The organism is Bacillus sp. MYb78 (assembly GCF_002975115.1).
Taxonomy (GTDB): Bacteria; Bacillota; Bacilli; order Bacillales; family Bacillaceae_G; genus Bacillus_A; species Bacillus_A cereus.
The window spans coordinates 1-23,334 of record NZ_PCOB01000031.1; the positions used below are offsets into that span (position 1 = coordinate 1).

Consider the following 23,334-nt stretch of genomic DNA (forward strand, 5'->3'; position numbering starts at 1 on the left):
TTAGAATAGGTTGATTTATGAATACATCCTTTTCTGTACTTATATCAAAGGTCTGTCCGTTATCAGATGGACCTATGTTGTTATTTACACCGCCTATGGCGATCTTATTAAATGGTTGAAGACCATCTGCTCTTTCTGCTGCTGCTCGATCCCAGTTATACATAGATGCATATTTACCGCTGTATAGCGTTACACCCGATACACAAACCGCTGTCCCTTGTCTCATGTCAGCATTTCCAGAACAAACCTTAATAATTAATGCGTGCTGTTGCGGAATATAGTTTGTCGGCACTTTGAAAGTGAAAGAGTATCTTCTAATTTCTCCATAATAGGTAGACGGTTCAGGAAAATCCATTTTTTGTTCATGCCATGTATCGTAACTTACATTGTCTCGGAATGTAACGCAGCATACTTGTAAACGCGGCTTTCCTGTTTTACGTACCCCATTTATCATTGCTGTTCTAAAATGAGCAGATAATGTGTATTCATTTCCAGGATGTATCCCATTATTCACGATTGCTTCTGGATAGTTATACATATCTACCCTTGCAGCATTTACCATTTGCTCGTAATCGAATATATGTGTATTTTTTTCTATTACTACATTGCCCCACGACTTCCAAGTAAGACCATATCCACCTTCAAATCCATAATAATCTGCATTCCCAATGTTTTTCTTTGTAACACTAGAAAAGTCGGGATCTGCTATTAGGTTTCGTCTTGATACCGCAGTTGTTTTTGTTCCCCATTCGTCTTGGAATAGGAAGTCTAGCATTTTAACAGTTACACCATCTTTATCAATGGTTATCTTATCACCGTTAATTCTAATAAGATTCGTATCAATGCCTTTTGCAGTTAACCATTTTACCATTGTATCGGCATTTATATTCAGTTTCTCAGCATCGATTGTAATCTTACCAGGTGACATATTGATGGAAGTAATGATACCGTCTTTTAAAATTTGTGCTAAGATCCCTTCATCTAGTACTTCTAACCTAGATTCTGTTTTCGTTACATAAGCTTTATAAGTCTCATTTATAAACGTTTCTTGTTTTCCAGAGATGATTGAAACACCTTTTTCATTAGCACTAATACTTCTTTCTAACTCTGTAACTTTCTGATTGTATTTTTCGGTAGCTACCTTATTAGCGATATCTTCCATCATTTTATCAACATCAGTTTGATCTTTCGGATGTAACCAAAATTCTGTAGCTACTTTACCACGCTGCAACATAGGTAACGCAATCCATAGCGTTCCATTTCTTCTCATCCACGGTTTATAACGCGCTTTAACAGCTCCAGCCGGAACTGTTCCGGAAATAACAGCCCTAATCCAATTAGAATTTGCAGTTACATCAATACCAATTGATGATTGTGAAACTCGGCTACCTTGGGCATTTATATATTCAATTTCTAACACGAAACCTTGTCCTATGTTATTGGACATAAAGTAACCCGAAGCTACAATGTCTTCACCAACACTTACGTCTATTGTTTGATGAAGGCTATACCATTTATCTTCATTCAATCCAGTCGCATGTAATTTAGTCGTTGTATAACCTCTGTATGTTACAGAAGAGTCAATGACAGCACTATTACCATTTTGTGACCAGTATTTGAAGCCCTGAGCGAATGAAGCGTTCCGTAGATCATTTATAGAACCCAATCCACCAACATAATCCTCAACATCTTTCTTTTTCATTGTTAACTTTAATGCTTCAGAATGCTGACCTATTGTTGTAGTAGCCTCACTAATCGTCTTTCCTTGCGCAGTTTGTGTTTCCTGTAATTTCTTAACACTTGCAGTTGTTCCTTCTGCATTCTTTTCTACAGTGTTAACACGTTCATCAAAAGAAGTTTGTGTTTTTTCTACCGTTTTAATATTTTCTTTGATCCCATTCACACTTTGCTCTAGCTCATATGTTGACTTGCTGAAGTCTGTTGGAACAGAACCTTTTTCTAGTTTAGCTTTCTTGAAACGAATTTTCTTACCCTTTGAGTTTTCATTTCTTTCAAATCTTAATCGCAATCCCCAACCAGTTGCTCGTGCATCAATCTTAAATGTAAATGATCTCCTAGACCAATTAGCGACAGGGAATCTATTGTACAAGTTTTCTGTCCACACTCCATTAATAAATTGGAATACAATTAGATCAATTGGAACGTCGTTTTGCATATCGATACTGAATGTCATATCTTTCGCTTTTTCAAAGTCTCCCATTTTAGTATTATCTAAATGGAATTGATAGAAAGAGTCGGTATGATCTGTACATTCTACGATTATGTAATCCTCAGAGAACGCTTGACCAGCCTTGTTGACTTGTGCACCCCCAGACATTCCAATTGTTTGCGGCTTTTCGTTTGGCCCTGTATGGATTAGCCAATTTTCAACGCCTACAGTACGAGCCTCAACCTGCTCTAACTTTGTCGAGATTTTCCCAGCTTCTGCTTTAATTTCAGTTGTAACTTTTATAAATTCGTTACTGTCTGCCTGGTCCTCAGGTGCAGGTCTCCACGGATAAACTTTTTTAGTTAGCGATAGCATAGGTGAAGTTTGTTGGTATAAAGCACCTTTAGGTATTGATTCAGCTTCGAATCTATATACAACATTTGGATCAGTGGCATCAGAGCCGACTGGAATTGTTACCGAAACCCTTTTCCATTCTCCATTAACTGTTGTTCTACCAGTACTGTTAGGAAAGAATACTTGTGTAGATTCTCCACCTATCATTCTAGCTGTTACAGAAAATGTTACTGTGTCACCAATTTTTATTTTTCCTCGTTTAATTAATTCACTGGGTTTAACGGCTATACCTTGCCATTCTGTATCTGTTTGCGCGATAGCATTTCCATTGTACGTGTCTTTGATGACAGAAAGGCGCCCACCTTTTAAAGATAACTCTTCGTTAGTTGTTAACGTCTTAGTTCCTCTTACAAGGTTGATAACATCACCATCAAGGTTATTTACATTCTTTTCGATTCTTTCGATGGTTTGCTTTGTTCCATTTGCATCTTGTTCTACTTGATTTAACTTTTGGATTGTTTGCGATGACGTTTTGTTGATTTGCTCAATTGAACTGGATATACCGTTAATATTTTGTTCTGTTTTTACTACGCGATCTGTAATACCGTTTTGATCTTTTTTGATATCGGATACAGTACTTTGTAGCCCTTCAACGCCTTTTGTAGTCTCAACGATCGTTTTATTCATATCTTCTTGAGTACCTTGTATACGTGTGATAGTTTCTTTAGTTTCCTTGTCACTTTCTTCAAGAGTCTTAGTTACCTGACTGACTCTTTCTTGTTCTCCTTTAACAGCATTGAAGTCTTTTTGTAGATTGTCCGCTTTCGTTTCAGCTTCTTTAACCCTAGCATCTAGCTTTTCTGCACTAGCATTAATCTCTTTTGTCACCTGCTCAAGTGTTTCTTCCTTGATAGTTTCTGGATCAGGAACAACCGATTCCCAAGCTGCGCCTGTCCATATTTTTAAAATACCAGGCTTTCCATTATTAATATCACGCCAAAGTGTCTTATAAGGTTTAAGTCCTGTTGTCGGTGGATTCTTTGCTTCAATGATGTCTACCGTGTTATTTTTAAGATTCTCTTGTACTTTTTCAGCCAATGTTTTCGCTGCTTCGGATTCTTTCTTAGCATTACTAGCTGTTTCATTTGCATCTTTCACTAATTCATCTAACTGATCTATAAGTTCTTGCTTACTTCCTAGTGAACTAAGAATACGATTATATATTTTTCGTAGTTCTTCATTTGGATCAGTAATTTCACGATAATCACCAAACACATATTTATCTTGTGTAGGATCTGTAAAAGATTCATCACCAGCAATCACACGTGCTTCAAGATATAGCTTAGGTGTGAAGCCTGTATCTTTGATTCGGATTGTATCTCCTTCATTGATTAGTTCATGTGCTAGTCCAAAAATACGTCCAATCGATTGTGCTTCTACTTCATAAGAAACGGAAGTATTGACACGTTTTTTTAATTCCGTCTTCATCAAAGTCAGTAATCGTTGTGGAGTCATATTTTGATCTTCTGTTTCTGGAGTGTAGAAACCAAATTTATGTTTACCATGCGCATTCCAGCGTTGAAAGGCATCACTATCTGTAATATAAAGAAGTCCGTTATTGATGCTCTCAACCGTTATAAGTTCGTCACCTTCACCTCGTACAAAGCCGACTAAGGCGGTACAAATATCCCTGGAATGTTCAATGCGTCTAACGCCAACTAAGTCTTTTCCCAGGGTTACTTCCTTCCCTGTTTCTCTCCCTCGTTTATTTATCATATCAACGTACCATCCAGTAATTCGAGAACCGAATACTTCAACACGATATTGTATTTCCAACTCAAACAAAGCTGCAATTTTCTTTAAAAAAGTGAGGGGATCGATGAATTCATCAATAGTCATCGTGTGGAATGAAGAATAATCCGTTATTCCACGTTGCCATTTTGAATCGGCAAGCGCGATATCAATAAACGTATTAACTGTTTCGCTCTCTATACGTTGAGGTTTAATAATCCCATCTTTAGCTATTTGAACCCAGGCACCAGACGAGTGTACAGTTAATGATCTATCATTTGAATCTTTTTCTACTTCATTATTAATAACATACGGAACAATTCGACCATCTCGTACTTCCTTTAAAACCAAGTTCTGCTGTTGTAATGTAATTGCATGTGGAGTGCCGTCAAAAGTTTTGAACTCTAGCATATCAATGTTATTCTTGATTTCCCAATGACGTTTATCTTCCCAGTAGTCCTTTGGTTGAATAGCGGATAGAATTTGATCTGTTTTGAAATCAACAACATGAAGTAATCCGCTTGGTGTTCTCATCGAAATCGCTCCCTATATTTAACTTTTGCTGTTCCAATATCAGATGGCATAATTTCGAGTATATTAGCGCCTTTATTAATAACGGGAAAATTACTGAAAAACTCTTTTATGTTAATCGCGTTTTTCCCTTCAATACTGACATGACTACTCTCTGTATCAATCACGACTTTATCACCAACATCAACTATATAAGGCGGTGTGTTATTCGTATTTAAATTCACTTTCCAAAACTTTAAATCACTAACTGACATCGCTTCTACTGGCGGTACATCCTGCCACTGCATGATACTAATCTGTATTTGAGCTGCTTTTTCCATATGCTTATTGTCTTTATCAGTCCATCTCGCAAAGCGCTCTGAATCATCTTTTTCTGTCCCTGGAAGGAATTTTGAAATATACGCTTCCCATACATTTCCGGTCCTAGCTATCCACAATCGACCCAAATACTGATTCCAGGTATTCGGGTAATCGCCACTCTCATAGATCAAACCTATTTTACCAGGCTTATTATCGTATCCAATAACCATTGTTCCGAAATTTTGTTCGGCTTGCCAATAGAGATCGTTCATAGCGATTTTTGAAAGTACCTTACTATTTTCATCGAGTATTGCTATCTCAACTCGTCCCATTTCATTGATTTTCTTGCTCTTACAAGTAACGTAAGCTTGCATGATAAAATCTTCTACTGGGCCACCAGGGATACTTTTTTTGACAGCTGCACCATGCCATCCCTTTCCCGTTCCAGTCCCAAAATCAGAACAATAGAATTGATATTTATCTGATTTCATTTCACCAACCGGTTCACCATCTTCCATTGAGCTGACTTTACTCCACCCTACAGTGGTAGCCATCTCATCCCATATAAGCCTTTGATTTCTTTCAACGGGTTTTTCCACAGTTTTTAACGGCATCCCAATACGAAAGTAATCTCGATCACTTAAAGATACCCCGCCGAACCATACATCTAAAAAAGTGTTTGGCTTTGTAATATCAATTTCAATGATAGGGTTAGAATGAACTGTTCCTTTATTTTGGATATTAGCAACTAACCCACTAACGTCTTTTTTAAATTCAACGGTTTGCTCTTTTCCTAACTTATACGGCATTGGACATATTAGTGTAATAGTTGCTTGATGAATATTAGATTTTTCTAAAGTCTCCTCTACAGATTCCTTAATCCCGTAATACACAATATCCGGTTCGTCTGTGAAGGTAATTTTTACAGGTTCTTCTGTATCTAATAAACCATTCAATTCATCTATCCGTTTCCTTAGTTCAAAAAGAGAGACTCCCTTAAGAGAGAAATCTACTTCTAATACTCTCTTGGGAGTCCTTTTACTTAAAAAATATGAACCTGGGCGGTGAGGTACCGTTAACTCATTAATTTCGTCACTTAAAATTCCGCGACCTCTTATATCGTTAACCATAAAAAATCCTTTTTCGTATTTTTGTTCGAAGTATTCTTCTAAATTAATTCCATTAAAAACTAACAATCTACCGCCCTCCTTTAAAATACTTCTTTCCGTTTTTTCACAGCCTCTTGCTCTCCAGTAATATCATCAACGAACCTATTAAACTCTTGTCTACCAAGCTGTATATTAATATACGCGGGTCGTCTTTCACTAGCTGTAGAATTTGAAGCAGTTCCGGAATCCGTATTCCCTGTGCTTGTTTGTGGTTTAGCTGTCTGGTACGCGCCAAGTCCTCTTGGCATTCCGTATACAGTCTCTACTTGTAGGGCTTCAGGTTTCATCCATTCAGTCATTTGTTCGGTTGTTCTTTGTACAGCACCTTTCATAGCATCTATACCATTAATCCAACCTTTCATCATATTGACACCAATGAAATCCCTGAACCAACGACTCGGTGAGTGAATCGATAAAAGTCCTGAAATTTTATCTTTAATTCCATTTCCGATGTCCGTAATTTTGTCCCAAATAGCCCCAGCCATAGAGCTTATACCGTTTAAAAGTCCCTGCATCATATTTTTTCCTATGCTTCCTAAATCGATTCCGCTAAGGAATGACTTTACATTGTCAAAAATTTGAGTCACTGTGTTATAGATAGAATCTAGGATGTTAGATGTCGCTGACTTAGCCGCATTCCAAATTGAAGAAATGATGCTACCTACTGCGTTCATAACAGATGAAATGACTGAACCTATACCTGAAAAAATTGAACTTACTAGAGAACCTATCGCTGATAAAACACTAGAAAAAATAGATTTCACTAGATTTAGTCCACCAGTCACGACCGCGGAAATTAAATTTATCGCCCCTTGGATGATATTTCCGATTAATGACATTACACTCGATGTAATGCCTTTCACCGCGTTCCACGCTCCACTCCAATCTCCTTTTAAAACTGAAGTGAAAAGCTTTATTATGTTGGTGATTATCCCAATAGCAGAGGTTATTACGCCCATAATAGCGGGAAAAACTGCCTGGACAATCGACAAAATAAATTGAATCGCCGGGATCACTACGCCTTTTATTATTGTTGCTAGGCCTTCAAGTATCGCAGTAGCTACGGGAATCGCCGCTTGAATTATCGAAACTATTACCGGGAAAACCGCCTGAACGATTTGTAAAATTAAAGGAATAACCGTAGTCGCTATGATAGAGATTACCTGGCCTAATAATTGAATAATAGGAATCGCAACGGAAATCGCAGCAGCTATAATTCCAGCTATTACTGGGAAGACCGCTTGTACCGCCTGGAGAATAATCGGAATCACTGACGTCGCTATGATTGATAAGACTTCTCCAAACCCTTGAATCAGCATTCCTGCTATGCTAAATGCCGCCTGGATTACTTGCAATATAATAGGGAATGCCGTTTGAAAAGCTTGAGCGAATATTGGTAAAACCGTAGTTGCTAGCTCAGTAAAAATTTGAGCTACTTGTTGTATAGCCTCCGTTATCACTGGCATAATTTCTATTGTCGTATCAGCAAACATCTGAATTAATTCAGTGATCATAGGCATTACTTCTTGTACCACTTGACCGAAAAGTTTGAATAAATCAGATGCTAAAGGTACTACAGCTTGTATTGTTTCTCCGAACAAACGGAATAAATCGAGTGCTATCGGTACTACGGCTTGTACTACTTCACTAAACAAACTAGCTATTGTAGAACCTAACTCGCCAAAGGCTGCACCTAGCTCAGAAAGAGCAGGCCCAAGTGTAGCGAAGCTCTCTGCTATAACTTGTCCCGTTTTCGCAAATTCAGGAGCAAGTGGTGCAAATGCTTGTGTAATCCCTTGAGCTATTGACTGAACAACCGGCAAAATCGCAGAAATCACAGAACTAAAAATCGATTGTATAGACTGCCAAGCCGACATAAACGCAGACTTCACTTGATCATTTGTATTTATCAATTTAAATATCGTAGCACCTAAAGAAGCTACAATAGCGATTACCCATCCTACAGGGCCTGAAACACCTAAAAACGATAAGCCTAAACGTACAATTAATGGTGTTAAAGTAGCTATCGTATTCCCTATTGAAGAGAAGGACATTTTTATAAAGTCAATTACTGGAGAAAGGGCTGATCCAATTCCAGCAAATGCTGCACTAAGTCCTGATATTGCTGAACTAAACGCGCCACTTATCCCCTGACCAAATTCACTAAATTTCGATTTTATTACAGCTAACGAAACCTCTACTGCTGTTGCAAAACTAGAAAACACTTGACCTGCTTTAATTAACCCTGCCTCTAATGCTGCACTGATTGCTGTACCCATTGCTGAAAATTTTTCCGGTATTGTCCCAAGATAAGAACCTAAAGAATCAAAAGCAGATTTCATAGCTTCAACTGCTGCTATGGTCCCATTTTTTATTGATTCCCACGCATTGTTAACGGCATTTCGAAAAGTCTCGTTATGTTTGTAAAGTTGAACTAGCGCTACCCCCACTAAGCTTAGAATTGCAATCGTTGCTCCGATTGGTCCTGTTAGAAACACAAAAGCTGCACGCAATGCTATCATGGCATTTCTAGCAATAAAAGCTACAGCTGAACTTTTACTTATATAATTAGCTAATTTACCAAATAGAATCATAGTTGTACCTACAGCATTTGTTACCATACCAATTACCGTTGCTATAACTAAAAAAGCTGTAGTAAATGCTACTACCGAAGCAATCACCGTCTGCACAGGAGCCGGTAATTTCATAAATGCGTTTGCCAAGGTTTCAACTACTCCAGCTACAGCCATTAATGCAGGAGCTAATGCGTCAGTAAATGCACGTGCCGCAACATCAAGAGAGGCTTCCATTTTCGTCAGTGCTCCGGCCCATCCTTCAAGCATGGAGTCCGCAGCTTTTTTAGAAGCACCGTCCGAGTTCACTAAGGATTGCGTTAAAGCATCAATCTTTTCAGGGCCTGCTGCTACAAGTGCCATCATACCTGATACAGCTTCTGTACCAAATATTGTTGCTAACGCCGCACCTTTTTGTGCACTTGTCATACCTTCCATTCCTGATTTCAACTCACCAATAATTTGAGACAATGGTTTCATATTACCTTGTTGATCCGTAATAGATACGCCAAGTCGTTTTAACTCATTCGCCGCTGCTTTTGGCGGTTTAACTAAACGTAGTAAAGATGCACGTAATGCTGTACCAGCGGTCTCCCCTTTAATACCACTATTTGACATAATACCAACAGAAGCCGCTAGTTCTTCCATCGATATGCCTAATTGAGCTGCTGGACCCGCCGCATATTTAAAAGCGTATTGCATATCCCCTACACCCGCAGCTGTTGCGTTTGCGGCTGTTGCTAGAACATCAGCAACATGTGTACTTTGACTTGCCTCCATACCAAATGAGTTTAAAGCTGACGTAATCGTATCAGCAACCATCCCCAGGTCTTCGCCTGATGCAGCCGCTGCACTCAACACACCAGGTAATGCGGACGTTGCTTGAGCCGAATCGAAACCTTTCGCACCCATTTCAGCAAAAGCCGCTGCTACCTGCCCTGTTGAATACACAGAATTCTTTGCCATATCAAGAATCGCTTTCTTTACTTGACCGTAGTCGCCTGCAGTTAAAACTGCCGCTTTACGAGTTTGTGATTCAAATTCTCGTGACTTTTGAATCATACTCCCTAAAGCAAAAGCCGACGCTGCAGCTGCAGGACCAAATGCATTTTGCATTGTTTGCCCTGTTTGCTGTACACGTCGGCCCATTTCAATTGCTTGATTACCTACTTCTTGAAATCTAGCACGCCACCCTGAATAATCAGGAGGCGGTGGTGCTGGTGGCGCTGGCGGTAATGGTGGAGGTGACGGCGGCTGTGGAGCAGGTGGGATAGGAGGTGGTCTACTAATCTGCTGAAAAAATGTATTCCATGCTTGTGTAGCTTGTCCAAGGTTACTTATTAAATTAGATATGTCCGCAATCACCTGAGTTTCTACCTTGTTCTGGCTCATTCACCTCACCTACCCTTCCTCTTCTTGTATTTGACTTCTAATCATCGATTCTATTTGATCAAAGAACGATTCGTTCCTTTGAATTTTTTCAACTACTTCTTTCCGTTCATTTGCTTGTTTTTCAATATCACGAACACTTTCTGGACGTGTATATATATCCGCTAATGACTTGATTTTGTCACTTTGAGCATTTCGATTAAACAAAGCTTGTACACTTGCAAACTCGTACTTATCAAGTAGTTGTTCCTTATATCCGTTCAACATAAGGTGATACTCCTTGAGACTAATACGCCAAGATTGCAAGGTGGTCATATTAAAAAAACGAAAACACTCACCTTGCAATTCATCAATATTTATGCGTACAGGTTCTCGAACGATTTCTGTTGTTCCGCTGTCATTGTCCCTAGAAGTTTCTTCACTGTCTTCTGGAAGAAAAAACTATTTAGCACAACTGCTTTGTTGTACTTTAGAATTTCATCAAGGTCTAGTTTTTCAGCATTAAACATATTTTCAATCTCTTTCTGTACAGCTTCATACGTGATTCCCTCATTTGTATGAATCAGTGCGTAATAAACCACATCCGTGAAATTAGTAATTCCGCCCTGCATGGTTTGAGAAACGAATTGCATCGGCCCACCGTTTTCATCTAATAATCTCAGTGCTTGTAAACAGAATTTCAGTTCTTGTTCTTTACCATTAATTACAAAACGCGTATACGATTTTTCAGCCATAATAATTACCTCCAATTTTTTGTTCAAAATAAAAAAGCGTTTATATGAACGCTTATTCAAATCTCAATTATTTATTTTCCAGGAATTCATCCACTGCTTTACCAAGCAAACTAATCATTGCTTCTCTCTTTTGCTTTGGTGTTGTATTATCTTGCATTTCATTAAAGATAGGAAGTACACTTTCTAATTTCTGTTTATCGATGCGTTCATTTACAAGGTCTTGTCCTAGCATTGAAATAAATGTACCAATTGCAACCGCTTGTTCTTGTTTATCTAGTTTCATTTATCTCACTCCCTTTTACTACGCGACCTTGGATTGAATCAGCTGTATGTTCGACAATGGATTCCGCTACAACTCTTCCATCTAATGAAACCCCAACCTTACAATCCATCCCTACCAATTTACTGTCATTAATCTTCTTAATTATTTCAGATTGTTTATTTATTAGTTGAACATGAGTTATATCAGCTTTCGTTGCTAATCCCTCTTCTAACATATTGACCCTTCTGTTTAATTCGTTTACACCTGCTGAAACACAATTTAACGTTTGAATTAAACCTTCATTATCTCTTTGTAGATCGTTAATTCTTTTTTCAAAATCAGCAATTATTTCTGTTATAGATTCCATCTCTCATCCTCCTCAAAACATCCTTATTCAGTTCCTGGTGTAGCTACATCACCAGAAGGTGCACCTTCTGGTACTTTATTAAGCGTCCCTTTAGAAATTTTCCCGTTTAATTTTAAGCCGATAGAATACTTTGAGTACTCCTCATTTTCATGAGAAAGTTCCAAACTATTCAACATGTATGTTCCTGATTTAACTTTAAACTCAGAAGCGGTTGCACTACGTAGGTTAACTTCATGAATTCTTACTAAAACTTTATTAAGAATTGCTTCTTCTACATAATCAAGTCCCTCGTCACCTTCAGTACAAATCCCTTCAATACTAGCTGATTGTGTTACGTCACCGTAATCAGATCCACTCTTATCTTTCGTTTTTAACTCGATTTCTCCAGCCTCAATTGATCGTGAACCTGACGTTTGGTTAAAAAATCGAACTGTTTTTGTAGTTTTCCCATCAGGTTGCGGAATGTCAATCAAGTAAAGCGTTTCGGCACCTTTAAACTCAGGTGCATTACTTTTTTTTACTTCTGCCATTTTTGTTCCTCCTCTAATTTCTGATTGTTATAGTAATAAAACTCAAGTGTTTCGCTGTTAAAATCTCAACGTCTTTTTGAGACAGTGGTTCAAAATTCTTTACTTTTGCATTAAAAAAACCGATTCGTTCTGGATTCTTTTTACTTGTATCGAACAAGTCAATTGAACTCTTTTCGAATCGGTTAATTATTCTATCTTGCAAATCGTTCCTATCAAAAATTTTATCTGCATACACACCTACTTGTATCAGATGATTACGTGAAAAATTCTCCTTTGAATACCTGCTAATTGTTCCTGACAAATCCTCAATGGTAATGAAGGGTTTGTCTTTTCCTGATACAGAAACACCATCGTATATCCATGTAGTAGGCGCAAAAACATCCAGCAATTTTTTTAATGAATACATTACATCATTCAACATAATTAATGCCCCTTCGCTACACGTTGAACAGTTTTGTTTATATCCTCAACAAATGGTTGCTCACCTTCAAAAGCTGTTTTACGCATAAAACCTTTTTTTGTTTTGTGCGTAAATTCTTGTACCGCTGCGTAAATAAGAGGAGATCCATACGTACCAATAATTCTCGCACCGACTACCATCTTTACACTTGCAGGAATACTTTCAGATAAAGGACCGTGTAATATCGGAGCACGATTAGATGCTTGATTAGCCTGTAGACGTGTATGTTTTTCTACCGTTTGTTCAATTGGTTTTTTGTATCTATTAGGGTTATGTGCTTTTAACACATTTGATTTTCCTTTAACAACAACTCTGATTCTCATCAAATCACCCTCTTTACAATGACCTCACGACGGTTTACGCCACCAAGCCCTCTTTCATCGATAAGTTCAATAACGTAAAAAACACCTTTACGCTCAATTTTTTCAATGTTCTCTAAGTCCACATTAAGAGGAAATGTAACGAGCGCCTCTCCTTTTTTAACATCTAGATCAGCGAACTTCGTCTTTTCCACTGACGTGAATTTCTTCCAAACTAATTGAACAGTTTCTTTTCGGGGGGCACCTTGAATTTCTTCTCCTGTAATTGGATCTTTTTCAGAAACCCCTTTAATGTATAAAATCACCGGTTCTCTACGTCCCTGCTCAATCATTTCACGATTTTCGCGAATCTCTTTAATATCATCTTCAGTAAGCAATTGCTACACCTCCCCGCTTATTAAGTAGTTCAGCCGTGACGAACATTGTGGATGTGGGCTTATTAATTGATTCATAAGGCTTTCCGGAATATTTTTCGGATACTTTCCAGCTCCTAAACCGTATGCATCACGTCTCGCTAGCTTGTAACACATATGCTTTGAGTGGTATCTGTGGCGATGGCCATTATCAATAATTTGATAACCTGTCACAATTTCACTTTCTAATCCATTCTGTATAGTAGCTGCTCGGTACGTGTTAGTACTCTCAGAAATTGCTACACGCTCAACCTTCCATTTCTCATTGTCGTGTACTTCCTTTATCTTTTGAGAAATCATTGTAATGCTCTCGCCCTTTAATACAGATGGACGAATGACACTACTTAATCGATCTCTCATATCTCCAGATAAATTCCATACACGATCAGACAAAACTAAGCCATCTTCACCAGGTCTTTTTATAACCCCTTGAATAATTTGCTTATTTACCGCAGTTATAGATTTCACGTCCAAACCTGCCTCTGATAATTTTGATGTGATCCACTTCGATGTGTTTTCAATCAATGTATGGAATGACCGCTCTGCTTGTTTACGAAATTCTTTTTCGTATAAAGTAAGGTCTCGTAATAACGCATTTAACCTACTACGCTTCACGATTCCATCCTTTTGATAGTCATTCAATAAATCAACTAAAAACAAACGTATTAGGATAATGGCCTTTACAGTATCAGAAACTTGTTTTTCGTGCTCCTCTTTAAATTCTTCGGAAATGGTATCGAGCGCTGCATCCATCTCTTGTTGAGAATCGCTCATGTAATCATCTCCCATCTGCCCGCTTAGCAAATGTTTGATGAGTACCTTTTCCACGTCGATACTTCCTGTATTTTTTAAGCGCGTCCGCTGATAACTTCTTATAATTCGCAAAGATCATCGATTTATCAACCGATTCTTCACCATCTGTATAAGAAAAATAGCGCGCTGCGTCTGCTGCAATTGATTCATAAGCAAATGACAACGCAAGATAAAAAACAGCATTTGCATTTACTTTTTCAGTTAACTCTGACTCAGTTTCGGCTTCAGACAACCAATTTCCGATGTCCTCCGGAGTTACTTTTGGAACTTTTGCTAACCGACTCTCCAGTCTTTCCGACACCTTCATTCGGTGTCACCTCCGTCACTGTAATTTTGTTAAGGCATCATAACTCCTGCAGCTTTTAACTTTGCAATAAGGGCGTTTAAGTCTTTTACTACACCCGCTACGTCAGTCGCTGTACTATCTGGTTGTTTATCAACCTTTTTGGGTATTAGAGCTACTTTTTCTTCAAGACCTTTAATAATATTGCCAAGTGATGTGTCTTTCGCAATCGGCATCGATCTGTTTAAACGTTGTGCTTGATTTTCAGAAATAGACATGCATAAAACTCCTTTCAAAATACAAAAAAGGTAGCATACACGCTACCTTTTAAGCCATTGTTTTAGAGATATTTTCAAGAACAGCGATAGACTCTTTCGCATTCTTAACTTCAAATCCAAATTCCCCACGAATGACACGAGAGAAGTAGTCAGCACCATTTGGTGTAGCATCTTGATCATAAATTGGAGTTAAGTAACGTGCCTTTACTTTTTCTGTATCAAGAAGTAACGCACGATCTTTAGGCATATTTAAATCAACTACAACACTAGAAATCGCTCCACCTGGTAAATCCGATACAAACGATAAGATTTGGTAACCTGCTGCGGTATCTTGGCGTGTAGTACGAATTGTATCGCCACCAAGCTTTGTAATTTGTCGCGCGATATTTGGTCCACATAAAATTGTGTTTGCTGAACCGCCTCGCGTAAACACTTGCTCTACAGCGTCATTCAGTAGTTTAGCCGCGATTTCGTTCCCTTTAAAATCTTGCTTATGAGAACCTTCAATACCTGTAAATGCAAATAAACCACCTGTAGTACGCGGTTGTGTCGGAGAACCGCCATTTCTACGGCCATAAATTAAAGACGTATTCGCTTCACGAATCATCTCTTGTAAACGCAGGTTTACTTGATAATCTAATTCGTTTGATACGCCGTATGTGTTCACTTGTTGTTGTGTACGTGAAACAGATGCGTATCTTGAAAAGATTTGTGAGAAGTTATGTGACACTAAACGGTCATTGATTTCATTCTTACGGAAAGCATCTTCACCTTCTGGTCTCGGTCTTGCAATGACTTTTAATTCACCACCAGCTGTAATTGCCTCCGCTTTCGTACTATCGTAACCACGTTGCACAGTGATTTTATCCGCGTTTTCATCGACACTTACTACACGTAGCACTTCTAAGCCGTTTTGTACCAGAGCATTTTCAGTGAATTTACGAGCCTCGCCTTTTTCTAAAACTAGGTCCGTATCCCCAACAGCTGCGGCTGTTTTCACAATACCTGTATCAGAGTTTAAATAGTCGTTCTGCCATTCAAATTTAGTTTGTGTTAAAGCGTCTCCTACACCAATTAACCCGAAAAGAACAGGTGCTTTCGTGAGAATTAAATCCACATTCGCTTGCATTTGTCTTACTTGTTGTTGAAATTCGTACGTAGTTGGTACTGGCATATTTGTAGCCCCCTCAAATTTTTTAAATTAAAAAACCGCTGACTTTTAATCAACGATCCGTTATTTCTTCGATTTTGCTTCTAACAACTTGTTATAAATACGTGTTACCTCGCCCGCATACTTTGAATCTTTTAACGCTTTTGTTTTCGCTTCTTCCAGCTCTTTTTCTAAAGCAAGTATTTCATTCGCTCTCGGATTTGTTCCTGGATTCGCGCCACCAGCTGCATCTGCCCCCACAACTTTCTTGAACATCCAAGGTTTACTTTCCTTTAGCGCATTAACAGCCTCTTCAACTCCTTGATAATTACCATTCTCATCAAGTTGAATAGTCGACTTATCTAAAAGCGCCAATACGTCACCTGGATCATTCGCATCTAAAGCACGTGCCATACTCTTAATTTCCGTATTTAGAATACGTGTATTTGCTTTTTCTTGCGCTTTTTGTGCTGCTTCGGAAGCTTCTAGTGCCTTTTTGTCAGCTTCTTCTTTCTCAGCCTGCAAACGTTCGATTTCCGTCATTTCTTGCTTTTTACGCTCTTCTTCAGCTTTTTCGTATTCTGCTAATTTTGCTTTAACGTCATCGTAGTCGCCGTATTTTTCAGCTGACTTTTTACGTTCACGTTCTAAGCGTTTCTTTACAAGTTCATCTAATTCCTCTTGTGATTTAGGTAGATTAGTAGGATCGCCAGGGTTGTTATCAGGATTATCCTCAGGACTACCACCATCAGAGAAAAACTGTAGGTCTAATCGAAGTGGGAACTTAGGTGTTTTTTGTACTTGTTCTACAAAAAATTTTAATGCTGTAGCTTGTTTTGCGTATTCCATTTGCAAATCCTCCATTTTGAGCCTGTCGGCTATAATTTCCGAAAGTTTATAGCGCCATTTCGTAAGGCAAGTATTACTTTTCGTTATACGGATCCTGAGACTGTCGTTTCAACATTCGTTCTTGCATAATCTCCATGAATTTCTGTTCCGCATTTTCTTTACCACTTCTCGTAATCGCACCTTTAATTGATTCGATTTCGTTTGAAATTTCATCGCCTAACTGTTCGATAAGTGCTTTTTGATCTTGCGGTAACGGTAAACCAAAAATAATCTTGCTAGCATAATAGTTATCTACTTTTGCTAACATTTCTTTATCGTATTTGAACTTTGGATCATCCTGCCTTGCTTTCATATAACGTAAAATATACTCATTTAAGGTTTGTAGACGGGACTGCCATATCACCCATGAGCGTTGTGTTTTTGAAATGATATTACTAAATAAAAGCTGGACCGCCATGTCATTTATACCGCCCGTATTCATGTCAGCAGTGTTCACCATCGGTACCTCTGCTTTTTCATGTAGGCGTTTCTGCAATCGGTCCAGATACGCTTCAATGGTTTCTTTAAATCGGAATCCACTTTCCAGCTTTTTAGCGCTTGGTTCACCTGCATCTTCAGCACCGTCACCTAAATCCCATTTCGCACCTGGTGCAACTTGTAGAGGATTCTTCGGATCCTCATCTACGTTCGTCAGCAAGGTAATAGCAAACATTTCAAAACGTAATGCATCCGAGTAATCAGACATTTTTTTATCAATTTCCTCAGACAACTTTATTGTTTTTTCAAGTTCACTATAACCCGTAGTACGTTTACTTAATTTTTCAGTCGGTACTGGTACTACAGGAATAAAATCAATACCCATTGATGAGCGCTCAACCCTATCCTCTTGTTTTTCTAAGTCACCGTTGTATATCGCCTCTTCAATTTCACAGTCGTACTCACCAGTTTCTTTACGCCAAACTAAGTAATACGATAACTTCCACATTTTCGTTTGTTCCTCGTCAAGCCATGCGATAAAATGAATTTCTTCCAGCTGATCTATATCCCAGTCGCTATACTTCGCAATAACTTCCGTCGATGGATGCCAAATAACCTTAAATTCACCACGACGTTTATCGTAGTGAAGACGGGCATACACACCAGTTTTGGAAATAGCACGGTCTTTCGCTGCTGCTAATAACTTCTCATGCATTCGATTATCATCCCAAACCCATGTTAATAACCGTTCCTTCGCCTTCGCTCTACTGTTTTCGCGTTGTTGCTCTTCACTAGGCTCATATCCTGATTGAATCATAAGAGCTGGATCGTCTATCACATCAGGAGGAACTGTGACCTTCGGTTCTTTTTCAAATTGCCACGCTGCAATCATGTTTACGATTTTTTGAGGATAATCAAGTTGTATTTTCGTAGGTTCGTAGTCGAGATTATCTGGTTTTTTATAATCAGACCATACGTTTAAGTCTCCTTCATAACGCTCATACAAGCGAACCTCGGACATAATACGTGTCCACTCAGAATCGCCGAGTGCGGTACGAACTGGCATTACAATTTCCACTGGATTCATAAAATTACGATCACCTTGTACTCTCATTCAAGCTCCTCCTTTCTCAATATCTTGAATTTCCTGTAGTTCCCGCTTTACGTCTTGCACGTTTATATGCAATAGAAAAAGCCATTTGAACTGCATCCGGACCATCATCATGCGGATGCATCGGATACATTTCAAATTGCTCCAATAAAGCACGTAAATGTTTCATAAAACGTAATTTACCACTCTGTATATCAGGTAACAATGACTCAATACGTAGTGCTTTTCGTGTACGTTGCTTAATTTGTTTTAAGCGCGTCGATGAAGGATACCCTTTCTTCTGCAACGCTTCCCCAACTTTCTCAGCAAACCACTCCTGTGCTTGTTGTGCCTCTACTGCTATTGATTCATATTGATATGCCAGCGTGTATTCTACAGCCTTTTCTAACAACGTATTTGGATGCACACGCTCCATAAAAATATCGATAATGTAGCACGTGCCTGTTTCCACGTTTTTCGCAAGTGTAACTACTACGCTGTAGTCACCTTTTTCTTTCCCCATTGCGAAATCGACAGCACCGTAATATAAAAGGTTTTTATCTTTCAAATCTTTTTCAGTACAGTACGTGAAATATTTCGGTTTAAATATCTGTCTTTCCTCGTCAGTCGGGTTACATAAATACTCCTGGTTAAACGCTTTGGTACCGTCGTCTTCCCTAATTTCCATCAGGTCGATGTATGGGAAATGAGATGGCCATAATGTTTTTGTACCACGTAACATTTCTTCTTTATTCTGTTCATAAAATTGTCGAGCACGATCTGCTGAATCTGGATCATCTACCTGACGAATCTCACGCCATTCTTGCCATAAGTCTTCGCGCTCTGACCATTTCAAAATTGCCGGGAATGATCTGGATACGAAATCACGACGATTTTTAATCACGTGATGCAATAAACTGTCGTAACAAACGATGGTACCCATATAAATACAAGCACCTTCTTGACGACTCAAACCTGGAAGCAATTCTTCTTTGAACCAGCGTTTGTTTTTGGCAATCAAGTCAACCGTCGCGGTATTTTCTTTACTCTCCAAATCATCCAAAATGTAGAGCTGAACCCTTTTTGAACCGTGACGTAAACCACGTACCTGTGTCCCGATACCTTTCGCTTCGACTTTTGTGTTTGTTAAAGTCACAAACTCTTTGTCGTTATCTACTTCATTTCGGCTCTTTTGCTCATGAAGTAAGATTCCGAAATCCTCGCGTAATTTTTCGTTGTACTTTAACTGATCACGTGCCCAAGATATAAAGTCACCAGCTACATCAGATGTTTCAGAAATCAAAACAATATACTGCTTTAATCGATACACGACTTGATGACACAAATAACCGTTACTCAGATAAGCAGTTTTTGCATGACCACGTCCTACACTCCATGCTACTTTTTTCTTTTTCTCCCTACCTGTTGTGATGTCATCTAATAGCTCACATAACGTTTGGTGAAACTCTGCAGCATCATCCATCGATACTCCGGCAGGAATTAAGTTATCTGGATTCCCGGGATTCCCTTCTTCAGAGAAATATTCATACATGAAGTACAGCATGTCATGTTCTCCACGGTGCACCCTTTTTAACTTTTCTAACTCATCGATGTCAGCAAGTAGTGTATCCATGTAATATTCTGTAGCCTCACCAGTCTCGTACAACTCCTGTAATTTCTTCGCTCTTTCTGCTACAAGATTGATACGTTCCTGACGTTCTTGACGGGCTAACCATTTACCGTCTATATATGCCATGTAGCCCGTCCTCCTTTTACTCGCCTGTCAATTTTTTTAATTTCTGAAGCTGTTCTTCGATTTCCGCATTTGTACGGGTTGCATTTCCTAAATCACCCTCGATTACTTTCTTATCAGTCAGTAAACCGAATCGCTGCATATACAATTGCATAGCTTTCACACTCGGTTGTGGCCCTAAAATTAACTGCATTAACTTGCTGTACACCTGCTCGCGCTTCTCTGCTAGAAAACTATCGGCCACTTCGCTCTTGAATGCGATGAAGTCCTGGTTCTTAGTTCGCCACTCCCAAAGCGTTGTCCGATTTATGCCTAGCTCGTTGGCCATTTCGTCCTGAGTCCTTTTTTCCTCGTTGTTCGATTCCATCAACTCGTTTTCTACAAGCAGGTACGCCGCTTGAATTTGTTTAGCTGTAAGTTTCTGTTTTAACTCGTCTAACTTCGCCATCATTTCGCTCCCCTTTCTTCGTGAAATAGAAAAAGGCAACCGATTTAGTATCGATTGCCTTGAAATTCGTATATTTTGTGTAGCCCCCCGAGTTTAAAAATTCTGGCGGAACGTTACGAGCGCCTGCCAGCTCCTTACCAGATTTGACCTCCCCCGGGGGACTGAATATGTTCTCGAACAAAAAGAAAAAGCCGAAATTATTTTTCCGACTCTTTTTTCTTTTTTGCTCGTATTAGTGTACTTTTACTGATTCCAGTCATTTCTTCTACTTGCTTATATGAATGATTATTAGCTAATAAGCCTAGCGCATGTTCAATTTGTTTCTTACTGTACTTATTCGGTCTACCTTCCCTAAAGTCTTCACGCTGCTTAGCAATTGCTTTACCTTCTTGTGTCCGCTCAACAATCATGTCACGTTCAAACTCCGCAAACGCGCTCATAACATTGAAGACTAAGCGCCCAGTCGGTGTATCCTCTATCAGTCCCATGTTCAATACATGTACCTTCACACCTTTTTCAAACAGTTCTCTTACTGTCTGTATAGCATCGACTGTCGAACGAGCAAAGCGATCCAGCTTTGTAACTACCAGTGTGTCACCTGACTCTAGTATCGAAAGTATTTCCTTAAACTTAGGACGATCAGCTTTTGTACCAGTGAACTTCTCTGAATAAATTATACTACAGCTTTCCTTCTCCAGTGTTTGAATCTGTGCCTCTAAGTCCTGGTGAATCGTACTTACCCTCGCATATCCGTACTTCATTCATATCAGCTCCATTTCGGCCCTAACTAATGACACTAAGTTATGACACCATTTGATACCTTGATACTATCACACCCATAACAAAGTGTCAAAACCTTTAAGTTATGAAACCGATATGAATGATTATGACCCCCTGAGTTTCAAAGACCCTTCTCTCTCAGCGAGCTCGGCTGATAAAAACACCCATCGGTTTCACCTTTCGTGTTGCCGATAGTTAGGTAACTACTACAGTAGTTACCTTAGTTTCTACCTACTATATACACCACAGTCGGCCCAATCCAACGGACATAAAAATAGCCATGATACCCTAATTACGGGCCTCATGGCTATGCGTATTATTTAGTACTGGAGTAGGACACAATTTCACCATCCTATCATAAATAGTACCTAGTGTGACGGTACTTTGTCAAGCCCCGTACAACTTTTTTATTAAACTTCTCATGCCAGCCATATCACCGTTAATATTCATGTGCAACAAATCTACAGCTTGTCTACACCGTTGGTAATACGTATCAGCATTTATATTCAACTTATGCAATGTACGTTTCCTCGGAATCTTCACCACGTACCGTGCTAACACGATATACCGCATATTCTTCGGTAATTGCTTAATCGCCTGATCCAGCACAATCTTATTCAACCGTCCATCGCCTTTCCCATCCAGTGCACCAGGTCCAGTAAAGCTAGGCGGTGCATCAGGGAACCGATCACCTACAGCCAGCGATTCGTAATTCTCCAGCCATAGTCGTATTGTCTTCTTTGAAACGTAGCCATCAATTCTGGTCATCTCCGAACCTCCTGACTCAGAAAATCAAACCCCTAAAACAAACACCTTAAACCATTAATAGTATTACATACTATATAACTATTAATAAATACTACTATATATATAATATATAATTATTAGTTTTATATTTATATTATATATATAAGGTATATTTTTTTAAGGGGGGGTTCTTTTTTATTGTCTTTTTCTTTTTTGAGTACTGTAGTGTATTAGACCCCCTCCTAAAAACTTTTCTTTTATATATTTTTATTTTCGTGTAATCAGCTGTGAATCTCCGAATCTCGAAACACGTGCCACGCCGCTGTTGTCTCATAACCACGTAGCACCGACTTTCCAGCTAAGAGAAACCGTTCCTCAGTCACTTTCGCAATCAATCCTTCTCCAGCATATACATTGCCCTGCTCTGTCTCGATATTCACATCACGTAACTGGTTCGTAGCCACAAATTCACTTACCCCATAATTCACAACATGGAGACTCCAGGTGAGCTTACCCGTAACAACTCCTTCTTGTACCGTCACATACCCGTCATAAAACGGAACCTCTACGCCATCGATTTCTAAATTCCTTATTTCTTCAGACGTCATGTTCCTTACTCCTTGCAGCCACACGTTCCAAGAATCTCAGTTGCTGTTCAATATACGGATCATCTTCTTTCCCGCCACTTACGATCCAATCCTTAATCCGGTTCATCACATCTTCTAAAACGACCGCCGGTAATTGCGGGGCTAATTCCGTGATACGATCTATATAATTCACTTGTGTCTCTCCTTTACCTCACTACTAAGAACATATATTCCCACTTTATTACTACCTGCATTCTCTAAAGCGATAAGTGTCTCAACTGTATAATCACCTGTCGTAGAAGTATCAGAACTGTAGTAAAGCGTGACTTGTTTACCGTGAAGATCTTTCATATGGAACTCAGGTACCTCTGGAATCTCTGTCTTTACAGGCTCTAATTCCGTGATACCTTTCATTCGATATTCGAGTGGTTCATCTGAATTAGAATCAATACCTGTAAATAAGGCATGTCCTTGACGTGTATTTCCGTTTTCCTCTGTGATTTCTATTAAGACGTCTACACGATCCTCTAGAAAATCAAAGAAATCTTTACGAGCATATGTGAGGAAATCGATGTACCAAGTGTGGTTCTCTTTTTGGAAAATACCTTTTTTCGGTATAAACGTAGCTGCTGACGGTTCGTGTAATACAGGGCTGTCACACATAACTTTCTCCCCGTTAATTTTTAACGCCTTAATTTTCGTCTCTTTTTCCATCC

General features: G+C 39.0%; 24 protein-coding genes. All 24 read right to left on the minus strand.

What is annotated here, in order from left to right:
* The coding region (locus CQ064_RS30420) for a phage tail spike protein (RefSeq protein WP_105559724.1) at positions 1-4,849 on the minus strand (4,849 nt) is incomplete at its 3' end.
* Positions 4,846-6,342, minus strand: a complete 1,497-nt coding sequence (locus tag CQ064_RS30425) for a distal tail protein Dit (RefSeq protein WP_000959919.1) — start codon at positions 6,340-6,342, stop codon at positions 4,846-4,848. The genes CQ064_RS30420 and CQ064_RS30425, both read right to left, overlap by 4 nt.
* A gap of 14 nt (positions 6,343-6,356) precedes the next feature.
* Positions 6,357-10,253, minus strand: a complete 3,897-nt coding sequence (locus CQ064_RS30430) for a phage tail tape measure protein (protein WP_003271441.1) — start codon at positions 10,251-10,253, stop codon at positions 6,357-6,359.
* A gap of 36 nt (positions 10,254-10,289) precedes the next feature.
* Positions 10,290-10,544, minus strand: a complete 255-nt coding sequence (locus CQ064_RS30435) for a hypothetical protein (protein WP_000931847.1) — start codon at positions 10,542-10,544, stop codon at positions 10,290-10,292.
* An 89-nt stretch (positions 10,545-10,633) separates the two neighbouring features.
* Positions 10,634-11,011, minus strand: a complete 378-nt coding sequence (locus CQ064_RS30440) for a tail assembly chaperone (RefSeq protein ID WP_000818630.1) — start codon at positions 11,009-11,011, stop codon at positions 10,634-10,636.
* A 67-nt stretch (positions 11,012-11,078) separates the two neighbouring features.
* On the minus strand, positions 11,079-11,294 hold the full coding sequence (locus CQ064_RS30445; RefSeq protein WP_000762691.1) for a hypothetical protein: 216 nt from the start codon (positions 11,292-11,294) through the stop codon (positions 11,079-11,081).
* Complete coding sequence (locus CQ064_RS30450; RefSeq protein WP_000443956.1) at positions 11,281-11,640, minus strand: hypothetical protein; 360 nt, start codon at positions 11,638-11,640, stop codon at positions 11,281-11,283. The genes CQ064_RS30445 and CQ064_RS30450 overlap by 14 nt, the downstream gene beginning before the upstream one ends.
* Before the next feature lie 23 nt (positions 11,641-11,663).
* A complete protein-coding gene (locus CQ064_RS30455; protein ID WP_000852562.1) occupies positions 11,664-12,170 on the minus strand; it encodes a phage major tail protein, TP901-1 family in 507 nt (168 codons plus the stop codon).
* A gap of 13 nt (positions 12,171-12,183) precedes the next feature.
* Positions 12,184-12,591: a hypothetical protein gene (locus CQ064_RS30460; RefSeq protein WP_000930921.1), complete on the minus strand. Its 408-nt coding sequence runs from the start codon at positions 12,589-12,591 to the stop codon at positions 12,184-12,186.
* A gap of 2 nt (positions 12,592-12,593) precedes the next feature.
* Positions 12,594-12,953 carry a hypothetical protein gene (locus CQ064_RS30465; protein ID WP_001222696.1) on the minus strand — a complete coding sequence of 120 codons (360 nt, stop codon included), beginning with the start codon at positions 12,951-12,953 and terminating at the stop codon, positions 12,594-12,596.
* The gene (locus tag CQ064_RS30470) at positions 12,953-13,327 is read right to left on the minus strand and encodes a hypothetical protein (RefSeq protein ID WP_000954643.1); all 375 of its coding nucleotides are present in this window, start codon (positions 13,325-13,327) and stop codon (positions 12,953-12,955) included. Before CQ064_RS30470 ends, CQ064_RS30465 begins: the two co-directional genes overlap by 1 nt.
* Before the next feature lie 3 nt (positions 13,328-13,330).
* Positions 13,331-14,137 (minus strand): hypothetical protein, encoded by an 807-nt coding sequence (locus CQ064_RS30475; RefSeq protein WP_001285263.1) that lies wholly within the window; start codon positions 14,135-14,137, stop codon positions 13,331-13,333.
* Between the two features lie 4 nt (positions 14,138-14,141).
* Positions 14,142-14,483, minus strand: coding sequence for a hypothetical protein (locus CQ064_RS30480; RefSeq protein WP_000868477.1), 342 nt, complete (start codon positions 14,481-14,483; stop codon positions 14,142-14,144).
* A gap of 29 nt (positions 14,484-14,512) precedes the next feature.
* Entirely contained in the window at positions 14,513-14,737 is a 225-nt protein-coding gene (locus CQ064_RS30485) for a head fiber protein (RefSeq protein ID WP_000027969.1), read from the minus strand.
* Between the two features lie 49 nt (positions 14,738-14,786).
* The gene (locus tag CQ064_RS30490; RefSeq protein ID WP_001145075.1) at positions 14,787-15,911 is read right to left on the minus strand and encodes an SU10 major capsid protein; all 1,125 of its coding nucleotides are present in this window, start codon (positions 15,909-15,911) and stop codon (positions 14,787-14,789) included.
* A 60-nt stretch (positions 15,912-15,971) separates the two neighbouring features.
* Entirely contained in the window at positions 15,972-16,736 is a 765-nt protein-coding gene (locus CQ064_RS30495; RefSeq protein WP_000455455.1) for a phage scaffolding protein, read from the minus strand.
* A gap of 73 nt (positions 16,737-16,809) precedes the next feature.
* On the minus strand, positions 16,810-18,327 hold the full coding sequence (locus CQ064_RS30500) for a phage portal protein (protein ID WP_001265883.1): 1,518 nt from the start codon (positions 18,325-18,327) through the stop codon (positions 16,810-16,812).
* Between the two features lie 16 nt (positions 18,328-18,343).
* Positions 18,344-20,059 (minus strand): phage terminase large subunit, encoded by a 1,716-nt coding sequence (gene terL / locus CQ064_RS30505; RefSeq protein ID WP_000323341.1) that lies wholly within the window; start codon positions 20,057-20,059, stop codon positions 18,344-18,346.
* A 16-nt stretch (positions 20,060-20,075) separates the two neighbouring features.
* Positions 20,076-20,504, minus strand: coding sequence for a phBC6A51 family helix-turn-helix protein (locus CQ064_RS30510; protein ID WP_001086032.1), 429 nt, complete (start codon positions 20,502-20,504; stop codon positions 20,076-20,078).
* 197 nt (positions 20,505-20,701) lie between these two features.
* Entirely contained in the window at positions 20,702-21,265 is a 564-nt protein-coding gene (locus tag CQ064_RS30515) for a recombinase family protein (protein ID WP_000873650.1), read from the minus strand.
* 406 nt (positions 21,266-21,671) lie between these two features.
* Entirely contained in the window at positions 21,672-21,905 is a 234-nt protein-coding gene (locus CQ064_RS34475; RefSeq protein WP_223698036.1) for a hypothetical protein, read from the minus strand.
* A 407-nt stretch (positions 21,906-22,312) separates the two neighbouring features.
* Positions 22,313-22,639, minus strand: a complete 327-nt coding sequence (locus CQ064_RS34370) for a hypothetical protein (protein WP_000200015.1) — start codon at positions 22,637-22,639, stop codon at positions 22,313-22,315.
* The gene (locus CQ064_RS30530) at positions 22,629-22,811 is read right to left on the minus strand and encodes a DUF6877 family protein (RefSeq protein WP_001106358.1); all 183 of its coding nucleotides are present in this window, start codon (positions 22,809-22,811) and stop codon (positions 22,629-22,631) included. Before CQ064_RS30530 ends, CQ064_RS34370 begins: the two co-directional genes overlap by 11 nt.
* A complete protein-coding gene (locus tag CQ064_RS30535; RefSeq protein WP_000410292.1) occupies positions 22,808-23,332 on the minus strand; it encodes a hypothetical protein in 525 nt (174 codons plus the stop codon). Before CQ064_RS30535 ends, CQ064_RS30530 begins: the two co-directional genes overlap by 4 nt.
* Positions 23,333-23,334: the final 2 nt, after the last annotated feature.

Bases quoted from the DNA above. Each gene is read 5' to 3' on its own strand.
- CQ064_RS30445 (WP_000762691.1), bottom strand. From the start codon at position 11,294: ATGAAACTAGATAAACAAGAACAAGCGGTTGCAATTGGTACATTTATT.
- CQ064_RS30485 (WP_000027969.1), bottom strand. From the start codon at position 14,737: ATGTCTATTTCTGAAAATCAAGCACAACGTTTAAACAGATCGATGCCG.
- CQ064_RS30480 (WP_000868477.1), bottom strand. From the start codon at position 14,483: ATGAAGGTGTCGGAAAGACTGGAGAGTCGGTTAGCAAAAGTTCCAAAA.
- CQ064_RS30435 (WP_000931847.1), bottom strand. From the start codon at position 10,544: ATGTTGAACGGATATAAGGAACAACTACTTGATAAGTACGAGTTTGCA.
- CQ064_RS30440 (WP_000818630.1), bottom strand. From the start codon at position 11,011: ATGGCTGAAAAATCGTATACGCGTTTTGTAATTAATGGTAAAGAACAA.
- CQ064_RS30450 (WP_000443956.1), bottom strand. From the start codon at position 11,640: ATGGAATCTATAACAGAAATAATTGCTGATTTTGAAAAAAGAATTAAC.
- CQ064_RS34370 (WP_000200015.1), bottom strand. From the start codon at position 22,639: ATGACGTCTGAAGAAATAAGGAATTTAGAAATCGATGGCGTAGAGGTT.
- CQ064_RS30500 (WP_001265883.1), bottom strand. From the start codon at position 18,327: ATGAGAGTACAAGGTGATCGTAATTTTATGAATCCAGTGGAAATTGTA.
- CQ064_RS30495 (WP_000455455.1), bottom strand. From the start codon at position 16,736: ATGGAATACGCAAAACAAGCTACAGCATTAAAATTTTTTGTAGAACAA.
- CQ064_RS30490 (WP_001145075.1), bottom strand. From the start codon at position 15,911: ATGCCAGTACCAACTACGTACGAATTTCAACAACAAGTAAGACAAATG.
- CQ064_RS30515 (WP_000873650.1), bottom strand. From the start codon at position 21,265: ATGAAGTACGGATATGCGAGGGTAAGTACGATTCACCAGGACTTAGAG.
- CQ064_RS30475 (WP_001285263.1), bottom strand. From the start codon at position 14,137: ATGAGCGATTCTCAACAAGAGATGGATGCAGCGCTCGATACCATTTCC.
- CQ064_RS30535 (WP_000410292.1), bottom strand. From the start codon at position 23,332: ATGGAAAAAGAGACGAAAATTAAGGCGTTAAAAATTAACGGGGAGAAA.
- CQ064_RS30510 (WP_001086032.1), bottom strand. From the start codon at position 20,504: ATGGCGAAGTTAGACGAGTTAAAACAGAAACTTACAGCTAAACAAATT.
- CQ064_RS30465 (WP_001222696.1), bottom strand. From the start codon at position 12,953: ATGAGAATCAGAGTTGTTGTTAAAGGAAAATCAAATGTGTTAAAAGCA.
- CQ064_RS30455 (WP_000852562.1), bottom strand. From the start codon at position 12,170: ATGGCAGAAGTAAAAAAAAGTAATGCACCTGAGTTTAAAGGTGCCGAA.
- terL (WP_000323341.1), bottom strand. From the start codon at position 20,059: ATGGCATATATAGACGGTAAATGGTTAGCCCGTCAAGAACGTCAGGAA.
- CQ064_RS30460 (WP_000930921.1), bottom strand. From the start codon at position 12,591: ATGTTGAATGATGTAATGTATTCATTAAAAAAATTGCTGGATGTTTTT.